The following is a 15,124-nucleotide window of genomic DNA, read 5'->3' as shown; positions in this document are numbered from 1 at the left end:
GCGAAGCCGCCACCCGGCTTTTTTCATCAGAACACGTTAAACGGGTATTCCACGTAAGCGCGGATCTCGTCCCCGCCCACGTTGTACTCGCTGGCGTTGCTGGAGACGCGCAGTACGGAGTAGCGCAGCTTCAGCTTCAGATCTTTCGCCGGGCCATCCTGCACCTGGTACTGGATCTGGTTAAACCACTCGTGCTCTTTGCCATTGCTGGTTTCAGAGGTTTTGATGTTATCGCCGCGCACGTAGGCGGTGGTCCAGCTCAGGCCCGGTAAACCAAGGCCGCCAAAGTCCAGACCGTAGGATGCCTGCCAGGAACGTTCATCTTCGCCGTTGAAATCAGACCAGTAGGAGTTCGCCAGCCAGATGGTGTTACCGCCGTCACCCACGCCGCCTTTGTCGCGATAGCCGCCGTAGTTGTAGCCGGTACTGCCGCTGCTCTGCTGGTACGCCACTTTGAACGTGTGAATGTCCCAGATATAGCTCGCCGCCAGGCTCCAGATGGTGTTGCTGCGGCCCGTGTCGAGGCTGTCCGCGTAATGCTGGTCGAGACGGGAGTTATAGCCGTTGAAGTCGAGCACCAGCTGCTGCCCGGTACTGAACGGCTGTTTGAAGTTCATGCCCAGGTACTGCTTGTTCATCACCTCTTCGTTATGAGAGGCGTACAGCGCGCCGCTGAACTGGTCGTTAAACTGATAGCTCGCACCGCCGAAGGAGAGGCTCTTCAGCCCGCTGTCGTGGCGGTCATCGCTTTTACGCTGCTCGTCGGTGAAGTAACCGGCGTTGACTTCCAGACCGTCGATCTCTTTCGAGGTCAGCATGGTGCCGGTGTAGCTTTCAAACAGCAGGCGGGAGCTGTCGGATGTAATGATTGGCAGCTCAGGGCGCTGATTCCCGTAGCTCAGTACGGTATTCGATATGCGCATTTTGGCGGTTGCGCCAAACTTTGCCAGATCGGATTTTGCCCGGCCATCATCTTCCTGTTTAAAGAAGTCGATGCCGCCCGCGCCGCTCTTGCCGCGGCCACCGTCCAGACGCACGCCATACTGCGCAATACCGTCCACGCCGAAGCCCACCAGCCCTTCGGTATAGCCGGATGCAAACGTGGCGATGATCCCCTGACCCCATTCGGCTTTGTCCTGCTGGCCCTGATGGTAGTCGCGGCTGATATACGCATTGCGTAAAAACAGATCCAGATGGCTGTCGTCAATAAAACCCTTGCTGTCGGATTGCTGGCTTGCGGCGGCAGGTAATGCGGCAAATAAACTTAAAGCAATTAATGATAATTCTTTTTTCACGGAGGGAACGTCTCTGTCTGGATATATTAATTTGAATAACTGCGGAAGAGATAATTACCGGAAAAAGTAACCTTTGCAATAATTATGTGACCAGACATTTCAGAGTGGCAGGGTGGATTTGGCGGGGCTTTCAGGGGTGTTATCGATACGTGCTTTTAAGTTAACAATTCATGCGAAATAAAAAGGAGGCAAAACTGCCTCCTTCTGAAATTATTTAATTCCGTCTGCCGCCATACGGTCGCGAATATGCTGCGCACGCTCTTCCGAAGCCGGGTGATCGTCAAACATGGAGCTTTGACGGCCCTCCTCCAGTTTCGCCAGTTTTTCGAAGCTGGTAGCTAAACCCGATGGATTGATGCCGCGTTTGCGCAACAGATCGTAAGAGTAGTCATCCGCTTCCGACTCCTGACGCTGGGAGAACTGCGAGTTCACCAGTTTTTCGCCCACGTCGCCCAGCTGCGACTGGGACAGGCTGCCGACGATGCCGCCCGCAGAGGCCGCCGCTGCGCGCACGGCATTGGTGCCCAGCGCAACCTGCATCCCTTTCTTCACGTGACCCAGTGCAACGTGACCCATTTCATGGCCGATCACCGCTTCCACTTCGTTGTCGGTCATCATGTCCATCAGGCCGCTGTAAACGCGGATACAGCCGTTCGCCATCGCAAAGGCGTTGACGTCTTTCGCCATATACACCTTATAGTTCACCGGCTGACCGTTAATGTTGTCGCCCAGCGCGGAAGCAATCTTGTTCAGACGCTGCGTGTAGGTGCTGTTTGCCGGGGCAAGCGTAGCTTTTCCATCCATATCTTTACAGGCCTCGTCGCTCAGCGCTTTCACCTGCGCATCGCTCAATGAGTAGGCCTGAAAAGCTTCTGCGCCTGAGGTCATCAGGCCGTTAGAATCCATATTCTGACAGCCGCTTAGCAGGAGCGTTGTTCCCACAGCCAGCCCGATTGCACGCATTTTCATGATGTTGCTTCCGTACTCGTTAATCTGAATTAATTCCGAAAAATGCACCGTCAACGAAGCCGGTGTCGGGCTAAGTATAAGGAATATCGACAGAGGCGGGCGAGCAGATTGCGCAACATGCGAGCATGATCCAGAGATTTCTTAAGCTGCAAAAGAATGGTCCATGTACATGCCCTGCGGCTTGGGTTACATTGTTGGCACTTTTTTCCGGCGTAGCCCAAAACGCGCTGTCGTCAAGGGCATGGCCTTTAACAGTCCGATCTGGAGTTAAAATGTCCTCACGTAAAGAGCTTGCTAATGCTATTCGTGCGCTGAGCATGGACGCAGTACAGAAAGCCAAATCCGGCCACCCGGGCGCCCCTATGGGCATGGCTGACATCGCCGAAGTCCTGTGGCGTGATTTCCTTAACCACAACCCGCAGAACCCGGCATGGGCAGACCGCGACCGTTTCGTGCTGTCTAACGGCCACGGCTCTATGCTGATCTACAGCCTGCTGCACCTCACTGGCTACGATCTGCCAATCGAAGAGCTGAAAAACTTCCGTCAGCTGCACTCCAAAACTCCAGGTCACCCGGAAGTGGGCTACACCGCTGGCGTTGAAACCACTACCGGTCCGCTGGGTCAGGGCATCGCTAACGCCGTAGGGATGGCGATTGCAGAGAAGACCCTGGCGGCGCAGTTTAACCGTCCTGGCCACGACATCGTTGACCACTTCACCTACGCCTTCCTGGGCGACGGCTGCATGATGGAAGGCATTTCTCACGAAGTGTGCTCCCTGGCAGGCACCCTGAAGCTGGGTAAACTGGTTGCGTTCTACGACGACAACGGCATCTCCATCGACGGTCATGTTGAAGGCTGGTTCACTGACGACACCGCCGCACGTTTCGAAGCCTACGGCTGGCACGTTGTGCGCGGCGTTGATGGCCACGATGCTGACTCGATTAAACGTGCCGTAGAAGAAGCGCGCGCCGTGACCGACAAACCGTCCCTGCTGATGTGCAAAACCATCATCGGCTTCGGTTCTCCGAACAAAGCGGGCACTCACGACTCCCACGGCGCACCGCTGGGCGACGCGGAAATTGCACTGACCCGTGAAGCGCTTGGCTGGAAACACCCTGCCTTCGAAATCCCGTCTGAAATCTACGCTCAGTGGGATGCGAAAGAAGTGGGCCAGGCGAAAGAAGCGGCCTGGAACGAGAAGTTCGCGGCATACGCGAAAGCCTTCCCTCAGGAAGCGGCTGAATTCACCCGTCGTATGAAAGGCGACATGCCGTCTGACTTCGACGCGAAAGCGAACGAGTTCATCGCGAAGTTGCAGGCGAACCCAGCCAAGATCGCCAGCCGTAAAGCATCTCAGAATGCGATCGAAGCGTTTGGTCCTCTGCTTCCAGAATTCCTCGGCGGCTCCGCTGACCTGGCGCCATCAAACCTGACCCTGTGGTCCGGATCTAAGCCAATCAACGAAGATACTGCCGGTAACTACATCCATTACGGTGTACGTGAATTCGGTATGACCGCGATTGCCAACGGTATCGCTCTGCACGGTGGCTTCCTGCCGTACACCTCTACCTTCCTGATGTTTGTGGAATATGCACGTAACGCCGTACGTATGGCTGCGCTGATGAAACAGCGTCAGGTGATGGTCTACACCCACGACTCTATCGGTCTGGGCGAAGACGGTCCTACCCACCAGCCAGTAGAGCAGGTGGCTTCTCTGCGCGTGACCCCGAACATGAGCACATGGCGTCCATGTGACCAGGTTGAATCTGCGGTGGCGTGGAAATACGGCGTTGAGCGTCATGATGGCCCGACCGCACTGATCCTCTCCCGTCAGAACCTGGCGCAGCAGGAGCGTACCCCAGAGCAGCTGGCAAACATCGCGCGCGGTGGTTACGTGCTGAAAGATTGCGCAGGCCAGCCTGAGCTGATCTTCATCGCGACCGGTTCTGAAGTTGAACTGGCCGTTGCCGCATGGGAAAAACTGACTGCTGAAGGCGTGAAAGCGCGTGTGGTTTCTATGCCATCTACCGATGCGTTCGACAAGCAGGATGCCGCGTACCGCGAATCCGTACTGCCTAAAGCGGTCTCCGCTCGCGTGGCAGTGGAAGCGGGTATCGCTGACTACTGGTTCAAATACGTTGGCCTGAACGGCGCTATCGTCGGTATGACCACGTTCGGTGAGTCTGCGCCAGCTGAACAGCTGTTTGAAGAGTTCGGCTTCACCGTTGAGAACGTTGTCGCTAAGGCGAAAGAACTGCTGTAATTGCCGTTTTGCCCGGTGGCGCTAACGCTTACCGGGCCTACAAATGGCATAAAATGTAGGCCGGGTAAGCGTTAGCGCCACCCGGCTTTTTTGTATGCACGATTCCTCAGACATGTAACTGCTCTGTAAATTATTCCACCGAAAATGTGATGCAAGTCATATAGCTCGCTTATTCATCTGGACAGAGATTCCTTTTATTCCCCGATTCGCTTATTCTTGCTGAAGCGTTTCAGTCGATTAAATGTTCGACAATTGACCAATCAATCGCAGTTTGTGACAGCAAGGATTCCCCTTCGGGCGTCGCTGGATTACTCTTTCAGCCACCTCAAACTCAGGGATAGCTTTGCAGGAGATCTATGACCGTACGCGTAGCGATTAATGGCTTCGGTCGCATCGGACGCAACGTGGTTCGTGCTTTATATGAATCCGGGCGTCGTGCGGAAATCACCGTGGTGGCAATCAATGAACTGGCGGATGCTGCGGGCATGGCGCATTTGTTGAAATATGACACCAGCCACGGTCGCTTTGCCTGGGACGTTCGCCAGGAAAGGGAACAGCTGTTCGTCGGTGACGATGCCATCCGCGTGCTGCATGAGAACAGTATTGAAGGGCTGCCCTGGAGCGAACTGGGTGTGGATGTGGTGCTGGACTGTACCGGCGTGTACGGTAACCGTGAACATGGCGAAGCGCATCTGAATGCTGGCGCGAAAAAAGTGCTGTTCTCCCATCCCGGCAGTAACGACCTCGACGCCACCGTCGTGTTTGGCGTCAACCAGCACGAGCTGCAAGCTGAACACCGCATTGTCTCCAACGCCTCCTGCACCACCAACTGCATTATTCCGGTCATTAAACTGTTAGACGATGCGTATGGCATTGAATCCGGCACCGTGACCACGATTCACTCCGCCATGCACGATCAGCAGGTCATCGACGCTTACCATCCGGATTTACGGCGCACTCGCGCGGCGAGCCAGTCCATCATTCCGGTGGATACGAAACTGGCTGCCGGGATCACCCGTATTTTCCCGCAGTTTAACGACCGTTTCGAAGCGATTGCCGTGCGCGTGCCGACGATAAACGTCACCGCAATCGATCTTAGCGTGACGGTGAAAAAACCGGTAAAAGCCTGTGAAGTCAACCTGTTGCTGCAAAAAGCGGCACAGGGAGCATTTCATGGTATAGTTGACTATACGGAATTACCGTTGGTCTCAGTAGATTTTAACCACGACCCGCACAGCGCCATCGTGGATGGCACGCAGACGCGAGTCAGTGGTGCGCACCTTATCAAGACGCTGGTCTGGTGTGATAACGAATGGGGCTTTGCTAACCGAATGCTCGACACCACGTTAGCCATGGCCGCAAAAGGTTTCAGGTAGAGCGCACCTTGCGCTTGCAAAACTTTAAGAATCAACGAGAGGATTCACCATGTCTGTAATTAAGATGACCGATCTGGATCTGGCAGGTAAACGCGTTTTCATCCGTGCCGATCTGAACGTACCGGTTAAAGATGGCAAAGTGACCAGCGACGCGCGTATCCGTGCATCTCTGCCAACCATTGAACTGGCTCTGAAGCAGGGCGCTAAAGTGATGGTCACCTCCCACCTGGGCCGTCCAACTGAAGGCGAGTACAACGAAGAGTTCTCTCTGCTGCCGGTTGTTAATTACCTGAAAGACAAACTGTCCAGCCCGGTTCGCCTGGTGAAAGATTACCTGGACGGCGTGGAAGTTGCCGAAGGTGAGCTGGTTGTTCTGGAAAACGTTCGCTTCAACAAAGGCGAAAAGAAAGACGACGAAACCCTGTCCAAAAAATACGCTGCGCTGTGCGACGTATTCGTGATGGATGCATTCGGTACGGCTCACCGTGCGCAGGCATCTACCCACGGTATCGGTAAATTCGCAGATGTCGCCTGTGCAGGTCCGCTGCTGGCTGACGAACTGGAAGCGCTGGGTAAAGCACTGAAAGAACCTGCTCGTCCAATGGTCGCTATCGTTGGTGGTTCTAAAGTGTCTACCAAACTGACCGTACTGGATTCCCTGTCCAAAATCGCTGACCAGCTGATCGTTGGTGGTGGTATCGCGAATACCTTCGTTGCTGCGCAAGGCCACAACGTGGGTAAATCCCTGTACGAAGCGGATCTGGTTGACGAAGCCAAACGTCTGCTGAGCACCTGTGATATCCCGGTTCCAACTGACGTTCGTGTAGCTACCGAGTTCTCCGAAACCGCTACCGCAACCCTGAAATCTGTTAACGACATCAAAGATGAAGAGCAGATTCTGGACCTGGGCGACGTTTCTGCACAGAAACTGGCTGAAATCCTGAAAAACGCAAAAACTATCCTGTGGAACGGTCCTGTCGGCGTGTTCGAATTCCCGAACTTCCGCAAAGGGACTGAGATCGTGGCTAACGCTATCGCAGACAGCGAAGCGTTCTCTATCGCAGGCGGTGGTGACACCCTGGCAGCTATCGATCTGTTCGGTATCGCTGACAAGATCTCCTACATCTCCACTGGTGGCGGCGCATTCCTCGAATTCGTGGAAGGTAAAGTCCTGCCAGCAGTAGCAATGCTCGAAGAGCGCGCTAAGAAGTAAGCCATTCAGGGGCAGGGAAACCTGCCCAATTTTCAGCGCGCTTATCAGAGCTCGCACCTTTTCTAACGGCCGAAGATACAGGACTAAGCAACATGTCTAAAATTTTTGATTTCGTAAAACCTGGCGTTATCACTGGTGATGACGTACAGAAAGTGTTCCAGGTAGCTAAAGAAAACAACTTCGCTCTGCCAGCAGTTAACTGCGTAGGTACCGACTCCATCAACGCCGTACTGGAAACCGCTGCAAAAGTTAAAGCACCGGTTATCGTTCAGTTCTCTAACGGCGGCGCTGCGTTCATCGCAGGTAAAGGCGTGAAAACTGACGTTCCTCAGGGCGCTGCTATCCTGGGTGCTATCTCTGGCGCACATCACGTTCACCAGATGGCTGAGTACTACGGTGTTCCGGTTATCCTGCACACTGACCACTGCGCGAAAAAACTGCTGCCATGGATCGACGGTCTGCTAGACGCAGGTGAAAAACACTTCGCAGCAACCGGTAAGCCACTGTTCTCTTCTCACATGATCGACCTGTCCGAAGAGTCTCTGGAAGAAAACATCGAGATCTGCTCTAAGTACCTGGCGCGTATGTCCAAAATGGGCATGACCCTGGAAATCGAACTGGGTTGCACCGGCGGTGAAGAAGACGGTGTGGACAACAGCCACATGGACGCTTCTGCTCTGTACACTCAGCCAGAAGACGTTGATTACGCTTACACCGAGCTGAGCAAAATCAGCCCACGCTTCACCATCGCAGCGTCCTTCGGTAACGTACACGGCGTATACAAACCAGGTAACGTGGTTCTGACCCCGACCATCCTGCGTGATTCTCAGGAATACGTGTCTAAGAAACACAACCTGCCGCACAACAGCCTGAACTTCGTCTTCCACGGCGGTTCCGGTTCTTCTGCTCAGGAAATCAAAGACTCCGTAAGCTACGGCGTAGTGAAAATGAACATCGATACCGACACCCAATGGGCAACCTGGGACGGTATCCTGCAATACTACAAAACCAACGAAGCTTACCTGCAAGGTCAGCTGGGCAACCCGAAAGGCGAAGACCAGCCGAACAAGAAATACTACGATCCACGCGTATGGCTGCGCGCTGCCCAGACTTCTATGATTACTCGTCTGGAGCAGGCATTCAAAGAACTGAACGCGGTTGACGTTCTGTAATTTGAGCTGTTCATAGCGTCAAGAAGGTCCGCATATGCGGGCCTTTTTTTATGCCTTTTCAATAGCCTGATGCCTCTTTTTTTGTGATCTGTTTGGCAATATCATGGCTTTTTGTTTACCCTTTACTGACCTGCCTGTCTCCGTGTGGGATAGATTTTGTGGTTTTTATGAGCATAAGGAAAGATAAATGGAAGATCTCGGTGTTGTAGATAGCATCAATAACGCTGGCTCCTGGCTGGTGCGCAACCAGGCGCTCCTGATTAGTTACGCTGTGAATATTGCGGCGGCAATCGCCATTATTATTGTGGGGATGATCGTTGCCCGCACGGTTTCCCGGGGCGTTAATCGCGTAATGCTATCCCGTCATATCGATGCAACCGTTGCTGATTTCCTTTCTGCGCTGGTGCGTTACGGGATTATTGCGTTTACCCTCATTGCGGCAATGGGGCGGGTCGGTGTACAGACCGCTTCGGTCATTGCCGTACTTGGTGCCGCTGGTCTGGCCGTAGGTCTCGCTCTTCAGGGCTCGCTGGCTAACCTTGCAGCTGGCGTACTGTTAGTGACGTTCCGTCCTTTCCGTGCCGGAGAGTATGTTGATCTCGGTGGCACTGCGGGCACCGTGCTGAACGTGCAGATTTTTTCTACCACGCTGCGTTCGGCAGACGGCAAAATCGTCATTGTGCCAAACAAGAAAGTTATTGATGGCAACATTACTAACTTCTCTCGTGAGCCGGTTCGCCGTAATGAACTCATTATCGGGGTTGGCTATGATTCAGATACTGAGCTGGTGAAAAAGCTGATTACCGATATCATCGAATCAGATGATCGCATTCTTAAAGATCGCGAAATGACCGTTCGCCTGAACGAGCTGGGCGCGTCATCCATTAATTTTGTGGTGCGCATCTGGAGTAAAAGCGGCGATCTGCAAAACGTTTACTGGGACGTGCTGGAGCGCATCAAGCGTGAATTCGATGCTAACGGCATCAGCTTCCCTTATCCGCAGATGGATGTAAATCTCAAACGCGAGAAAGCAGCCGAATAATTTGCTTTAACGTAGGCCCGGTAAGCGTCAGCGACACCGGGCTTTTCTTTGATTAGCCCGGCTAATCCCCAATTAATATTATCAATTTCCTCTAATGTCGTTCCCGCAGTATAGTCTGCCTCCAGGACAACTCTGCGAGAATTACGTCATGTTATCTTATTATTTTCAGGGGCTTGCGTTAGGCGCGGCCATGATCCTTCCCCTTGGTCCACAAAATGCGTTTGTGATGAACCAGGGCATTCGCCGCCAGTATCATCTGATGATTGCCCTGCTGTGCGCGGTGAGCGATTTGCTACTGATTTGCGCCGGGATTTTTGGCGGCAGCGCCTTGCTGATGCAGTCGCCGTGGCTGCTGGCGCTGGTTACCTGGGGCGGCGTAGCGTTTCTGCTGTGGTACGGGTTTGGCGCCCTGAAAACGGCCATGAGCAGCAATCTTGAGCTGGCGAGCGCCGAAGTGATGAAGCAGGGGCGCTGGAAGATTATCGTCACCATGCTCGCCGTGACGTGGCTTAACCCGCACGTTTATCTTGATACGTTCGTGGTGCTCGGCAGCCTGGGTGGACAGCTGGACGTTGAGCCCAAGCGCTGGTTTGCGCTCGGTACGGTCAGCGCCTCCTTCCTCTGGTTCTTTGGTCTTGCGATCCTGGCGGCATGGCTGGCGCCACGTCTGCGCACCGCTAAAGCGCAGCGCATTATCAATACCCTGGTTGGGCTGGTGATGTGGTTTATTGCCTTCCAGCTGGCGAAAGAGGGGATTCATCACGTACAGGGACTGTTCAACTAAGCGTTGTCTTATGGACATCTGAACAAGACCCGCTAAGCTTGCTGGCATGAGCCCTGTTAACAGGGCACTCTTCGCAACATGGAGGAATGACAGTGAAGTTTAAGGTGATGGCCCTGGCGGCATTAGTAAGTTTAGGTACGGTGTCGGTGCAGGCGAATGAACTGCCAAACGGCCCGCACATTGTCACTTCAGGCACGGCAAGCGTGGATGCGGTACCGGATGTTGCAACCCTGGCAATTGAAGTGAACGTGGCGGCGAAAGATGCTGCTTCCGCCAAGAAACAGGCAGACGATCGTGTTGCGCAATACCTCTCTTTCCTGGAACAGAACGGTGTCGCGAAAAAAGACATCAGCTCTGCGAACCTGCGTACCCAACCGGATTACGACTACCAGAACGGCAAAAGCATCCTGAAAGGCTATCGCGCCGTGCGTACTGTGGAAGTGACTGTACGCCAGCTTGATAAGCTCAACGGATTGCTGGATGGTGCGCTGAAGGCTGGGCTGAACGAAATTCGTTCCGTCTCGCTGGGCGTTGCGCAACCGGAGAAATATAAAGACGAAGCGCGTAAAGCGGCGATTGATGATGCCATTCATCAGGCGCAGCAGCTGGCATCCGGCTTCAAGACCAAGCTCGGTCCGGTTTACAGCGTGCGCTACCACGTTTCAAACTACCAGCCAAGCCCGATGGTTCGGATGATGAAGGCGGACGCCGCGCCGGTTTCTGCTCAGGAAACCTATGAGCAGCCAACCATTCAGTTCGACGATCAGGTTGATGTGGTGTTCCAGCTGGAGCCGACTGAAAAGCCCGCTCAGTAACCCGTAGGCCGGGTAAGGCGAAGCCGCCACCCGGCTAGTTTTTCAATCCTGTCTTAACACCTTATGCCCAAACGCCAGCAGCGCGTCGGTGACGTTGCGCATCATGCGGCTTTCCGGGGCAAAACGGTGCCAGTACAGCATCCGGCGCTGATACAGCCCCGGGGTTAAATCAATCAGCTCACCGCTTTTCAACTCTTTCTCAATCTGCAAATGCGGGATCATGCAGCAGGTGGTTCCCTGACGCGCGAGCTGTACGAAGGCCTCGGACGAGTTAACGATATGACACGGCACGCTGCCCGGCGGCAGATCGAAGTTTTGTTGCAGGAAAGCCTGATGCATATCGTCCAGATGGTCGAACGCGACGGCAGGCGCTTTCAGCAGCGCGGCGCGGGTCACACCGTTCGGGAAGTAGCGCTCGGCAAAGGCTTTTGAACCGACAAACAGGTAATCCAGCGCGCCCAGCTGATCCACCAGACAGCTTGGCAACGCCTGAGGCTGAATACTGACCGCCCCAACCACTTCGCCACGGCGCAGGCGCTCCTGGGTGCGGGTCTCGTCTTCAACCTGGAGGTTCAGGCGGATCGGGGAGTCGGCCAGCACCGGCGCAAGGGCCGGCAGCAGCCACGTTGCCAGACTGTCGGCGTTCACCGCCAGCGACAGCAGCAGCGGCGTGGAGCCGGTCTGTTCATCGCCCAGCCACTCATCTTCCAGCAGTTCAACCTGCCGCAGCAGGGCGAGGAGCTTTTGTCCTTGCTCCGTCGGACGCGGCGGCACGGTACGCACCAGCAGCGGCTGCCCGAACATGTTTTCAAGCTGTTTGATACGCTGTGATACGGCGGACTGGGTGATGCACAGCTTTTGCGCCGCGCGCTCAAAACCGCGTTCACGAATAACTGCATCAAGTGCCTGTAGTGTTCTGTAGTCCGGACGTTTCATTGCTCTGGCTGACTCCTTAATTTTGCTTAATCTGCACTATGACACAATTTTCCCTTCGTGGCAGACGAAATCCATTCGACGTGTTCTATAATGCGCCCTGAGTTTTCACACCACAGGCAAAACGATCATGACGCAGGATGAACTGAAAAAAGCAGTAGGATGGGCCGCTCTCCAGTACGTACAGCCGGGTACCATTGTCGGTGTTGGTACGGGGTCGACGGCGGCGCACTTTATCGATGCGCTGGGCACGATGAAGGGGCAGATCGAGGGCGCGGTTTCCAGCTCCGATGCTTCCACGGAAAAGCTGAAAAGCCTCGGCATCACCGTTTTCGACCTCAACGAAGTGGACCGTCTGGGCATTTACGTTGATGGCGCGGATGAAATCAACGGCCATATGCAGATGATCAAAGGCGGTGGCGCGGCGCTGACCCGCGAGAAGATCATCGCTTCCGTGGCGGATAAGTTCATCTGCATCGCGGACGCCTCCAAGCAGGTCGACATTCTGGGGAATTTCCCGCTGCCGGTCGAAGTGATCCCGATGGCGCGCAGCGCCGTGGCACGTCAACTGGTGAAGCTGGGCGGTCGTCCGGAATACCGTCAGGGTGTGGTGACCGACAACGGCAACGTGATCCTCGACGTTCACGGCCTTGAGATCCTCGATGCCATTGCGCTGGAAAATGCGATCAACGGCATTCCAGGCGTCGTTACCGTAGGGTTATTTGCCAACCGTGGCGCGGATGTGGCGCTGATCGGCACGGCTGACGGTGTAAAAACCATCGTAAAATGATCTGACGGGGGGAGCGCTCCCCCCGCTAAAAAATTTTTGAAAAGCTAAATTCGGTGACTTGTGTCACGTTTTTCCGCCTCTTTTGCCGATCCTGCCACGTTCGTAATTTTCCGCAGCATTTTCCTCTGCCATTTTGCTCTGTATGACTTTTCTTCAGAGTGCCGACGCAAACGTTCATATTGCTGCAATAGTTTTTTTTGATATGTTGGCTGCACGGGATTTATATCCAGCACAACATCAGTTCAGATAAAAACAGGGTCGGCTAAATGGCAAAGGTATCACTGGAGAAAGACAAGATTAAATTCCTGCTGGTTGAAGGCGTGCACCAGAAAGCGCTCGATAGCCTTCGCGCAGCAGGCTACACCAACATCGAATTTCACAAAGGCGCGCTGGACACTGAAGAGCTGAAAGCGTCCATCCGTGATGCCCATTTCATTGGCCTGCGATCCCGTACCCAACTGACTGAAGACGTTATTGCTGCGGCGGAAAAGCTGGTGGCGATTGGCTGTTTCTGCATCGGTACCAATCAGGTTGATCTGAATGCCGCCGCCAAACGCGGTATCCCGGTCTTTAACGCGCCGTTCTCCAACACCCGTTCCGTGGCGGAGCTGGTGATTGGCGAGCTGCTGCTGCTCCTTCGCGGCATTCCGGAAGCTAACGCCAAAGCGCACCGCGGCGTGTGGAATAAGCTGGCTGCGGGCTCCTACGAAGCGCGTGGTAAAAAGCTCGGGATTATCGGTTACGGCCACATCGGTACGCAGCTCGGTATTCTGGCGGAATCCCTCGGCATGCACGTGTTTTTCTACGATATCGAAAGCAAGCTGCCGCTGGGTAACGCGACGCAGGTGCAGCATCTTTCAGACCTGCTGAACATGAGCGACGTGGTCAGCCTGCACGTGCCGGAAAATGCGTCCACCAAAAACATGATGGGGGCGGAAGAGCTGGCGCTGATGAAGCCGGGCGCTCTGCTGATCAACGCCGCGCGCGGCACTGTGGTTGACATTCCTGCGCTGTGCGACGCGCTGAAGCGTAAGCATCTGGCGGGTGCGGCGATTGACGTATTCCCGACGGAACCGGCCACCAACAGCGATCCGTTCACTTCACCGTTGTGCGAGTTCGACAACGTGATCCTGACGCCGCACATCGGCGGTTCTACTCAGGAAGCGCAGGAGAATATCGGCCTGGAAGTGGCGGGTAAGCTGAGCAAATATTCCGACAACGGTTCAACGCTCTCTGCGGTGAACTTCCCGGAGGTGTCTCTGCCGCTGCACGGTGGGCGTCGTCTGCTGCACATCCACGAAAACCGTCCTGGCGTGCTGACCGCCATCAACCAGATTTTTGCTGAGCAGGGTGTTAACATTGCCGCGCAGTATCTGCAAACTAACTCGCAGATGGGTTATGTGGTGATTGATATCGAAGCGGATGAAGACATCGCCGAGAAAGCATTGCAGAGCATGAAGGCCATTCCGGGGACGATTCGCGCGCGCCTGTTGTACTGATGGTGCAGTTTGTGGCGTCGGGTGGCGGCTGCGCCTTACCCGACCTACAGTTGTCGTGCGGTTTGTGTGTCGGGTGGCGCTTACGCTTACCCGACCTGTAATGTTCGAGGATTTATGTAGGCCGGGTAAGGCGTAGCCGCCACCCGGCTTTGTTCTACCAGGTCCAGGTTTTACTGGGCGTCACCACCGCCGGCAACGGCACATCCCATTTCTCTACGGGTAATGCCTCCACGCCCTGGCAATCATGCGCATACCCCACCGGCTGCAATCCGTACTGCTGCCAGTTTTGTAGCGTCCTGTCATAGAATCCCCCGCCCATGCCTAATCGCTGGCCCTGCTCGTCAAACGCCACCAGCGGCGTAATCAGCACATCCAGCCCGGAAAGCGGGAGCACGTCGCGCACGTCGAGTTTGGGTTCGGTGATTTTCAGACGATTCACCACCAGCTCGCTGTGCGGATGGTAGTGCAGAAACAGCAGATTGCCCGGGCTAAAGGGATGCAGAACCGGCAGGTAAACTTTTTTCCCGGCGCGCCAGAGCTGGTCGATAAGCGGTTGGGTATCCAGCTCACCATCAAACGAGATAAACAGGGCGACGGTGTTTGCCATCACCACAGGGGGATAGGCCATCATGCGGGCGGCGGCCTGCTGAGCAAACTGTGCCTGTTGCTCGGCGCTTAGGGCGCGACGACGCTGGCGAATAAGCTGACGGATGTCCTGGCGTGAAGCAGAAACTTCAGGGAGTTGAGTCATGGTAGTCGGTAGAAGAAAAGAGAGGGAATCTCCGAGATGCCGCCGCAGGCTGTAACCCTTGAACCCTTGGTTCAAGGTGAATGTGTCGTCATAGTTTTAAGGCTTCTCGGACGAACCGAGCATGCTCACCAACCATGGAGCGCCACATTCTTGTGGTATGAAATATCGGCTCAGGGGACTGGCCCGCTTGCGAACATCTCAGAGAAATTTTGTCTTCACTG

13 protein-coding genes and 1 other RNA gene are annotated in these 15,124 nt (G+C 54.8%); 9 read left to right on the top strand and 5 right to left on the bottom strand.

Annotated features, from left to right (window positions below; all coding sequences use genetic code 11):
• Positions 1–26: 26 nt before the first annotated feature.
• Both L379_RS04595 and L379_RS04600 read right to left on the bottom strand, forming a co-directional pair.
• The gene (locus tag L379_RS04595; RefSeq protein WP_032654949.1) at positions 27–1,295 is read right to left on the bottom strand and encodes an OprD family outer membrane porin; all 1,269 of its coding nucleotides are present in this window, start codon (positions 1,293–1,295) and stop codon (positions 27–29) included.
• A 210-nt stretch (positions 1,296–1,505) separates the two neighbouring features.
• Entirely contained in the window at positions 1,506–2,264 is a 759-nt protein-coding gene (locus L379_RS04600; RefSeq protein ID WP_017382909.1) for a metalloprotease LoiP, read from the bottom strand.
• Positions 2,265–2,536: 272 nt separating this feature from the next.
• On the opposite strand from L379_RS04600, the gene tkt reads away from it, so the two are divergent.
• The 7 genes from tkt (at position 2,537) to L379_RS04635 (ending at position 10,930) form a co-directional block, all read left to right on the top strand.
• Positions 2,537–4,528, top strand: a complete 1,992-nt coding sequence (gene tkt / locus L379_RS04605; RefSeq protein ID WP_017382908.1) for a transketolase — start codon at positions 2,537–2,539, stop codon at positions 4,526–4,528.
• A 356-nt stretch (positions 4,529–4,884) separates the two neighbouring features.
• Positions 4,885–5,904, top strand: coding sequence for an erythrose-4-phosphate dehydrogenase (gene epd / locus L379_RS04610; RefSeq protein WP_032654946.1), 1,020 nt, complete (start codon positions 4,885–4,887; stop codon positions 5,902–5,904).
• Positions 5,905–5,953: 49 nt separating this feature from the next.
• Entirely contained in the window at positions 5,954–7,117 is a 1,164-nt protein-coding gene (gene pgk / locus L379_RS04615; RefSeq protein ID WP_015571809.1) for a phosphoglycerate kinase, read from the top strand.
• A gap of 92 nt (positions 7,118–7,209) precedes the next feature.
• Positions 7,210–8,289: a class II fructose-bisphosphate aldolase gene (gene fbaA, locus L379_RS04620; protein WP_032654942.1), complete on the top strand. Its 1,080-nt coding sequence runs from the start codon at positions 7,210–7,212 to the stop codon at positions 8,287–8,289.
• A 187-nt stretch (positions 8,290–8,476) separates the two neighbouring features.
• Complete coding sequence (gene mscS / locus L379_RS04625) at positions 8,477–9,331, top strand: small-conductance mechanosensitive channel MscS (protein ID WP_032654939.1); 855 nt, start codon at positions 8,477–8,479, stop codon at positions 9,329–9,331.
• 148 nt (positions 9,332–9,479) lie between these two features.
• Positions 9,480–10,115, top strand: a complete 636-nt coding sequence (argO, locus tag L379_RS04630; protein ID WP_003860085.1) for an arginine exporter ArgO — start codon at positions 9,480–9,482, stop codon at positions 10,113–10,115.
• 92 nt (positions 10,116–10,207) lie between these two features.
• Entirely contained in the window at positions 10,208–10,930 is a 723-nt protein-coding gene (locus L379_RS04635; protein WP_032654935.1) for an oxidative stress defense protein, read from the top strand.
• A gap of 42 nt (positions 10,931–10,972) precedes the next feature.
• On the opposite strand, the gene argP is transcribed toward L379_RS04635, so the two are convergent.
• Positions 10,973–11,866 carry a DNA-binding transcriptional regulator ArgP gene (gene argP, locus L379_RS04640; protein WP_003860089.1) on the bottom strand — a complete coding sequence of 298 codons (894 nt, stop codon included), beginning with the start codon at positions 11,864–11,866 and terminating at the stop codon, positions 10,973–10,975.
• Positions 11,867–11,993: 127 nt separating this feature from the next.
• Between argP and rpiA the strand changes: the two genes are divergently transcribed.
• Both rpiA and serA read left to right on the top strand, forming a co-directional pair.
• Positions 11,994–12,653, top strand: coding sequence for a ribose-5-phosphate isomerase RpiA (gene rpiA, locus L379_RS04645; protein ID WP_003860091.1), 660 nt, complete (start codon positions 11,994–11,996; stop codon positions 12,651–12,653).
• 266 nt (positions 12,654–12,919) lie between these two features.
• Complete coding sequence (serA, locus tag L379_RS04650; RefSeq protein ID WP_015571805.1) at positions 12,920–14,152, top strand: phosphoglycerate dehydrogenase; 1,233 nt, start codon at positions 12,920–12,922, stop codon at positions 14,150–14,152.
• A 154-nt stretch (positions 14,153–14,306) separates the two neighbouring features.
• On the opposite strand, the gene L379_RS04655 is transcribed toward serA, so the two are convergent.
• Positions 14,307–14,903, bottom strand: coding sequence for a 5-formyltetrahydrofolate cyclo-ligase (locus L379_RS04655; RefSeq protein ID WP_015571804.1), 597 nt, complete (start codon positions 14,901–14,903; stop codon positions 14,307–14,309).
• A 24-nt stretch (positions 14,904–14,927) separates the two neighbouring features.
• A non-coding RNA gene (gene ssrS / locus L379_RS25255) (6S RNA) lies at positions 14,928–15,111 on the bottom strand.
• Positions 15,112–15,124 lie beyond the last annotated feature (13 nt).

It is taken from the genome of Enterobacter sp. MGH 33 (genome assembly GCF_000534535.1).
Taxonomy (GTDB): Bacteria; Pseudomonadota; Gammaproteobacteria; order Enterobacterales; family Enterobacteriaceae; genus Enterobacter; species Enterobacter hormaechei_C.
Note: the sequence above shows the minus strand (reverse complement) of the source record. Positions and strands in the feature narration are given on the sequence as shown.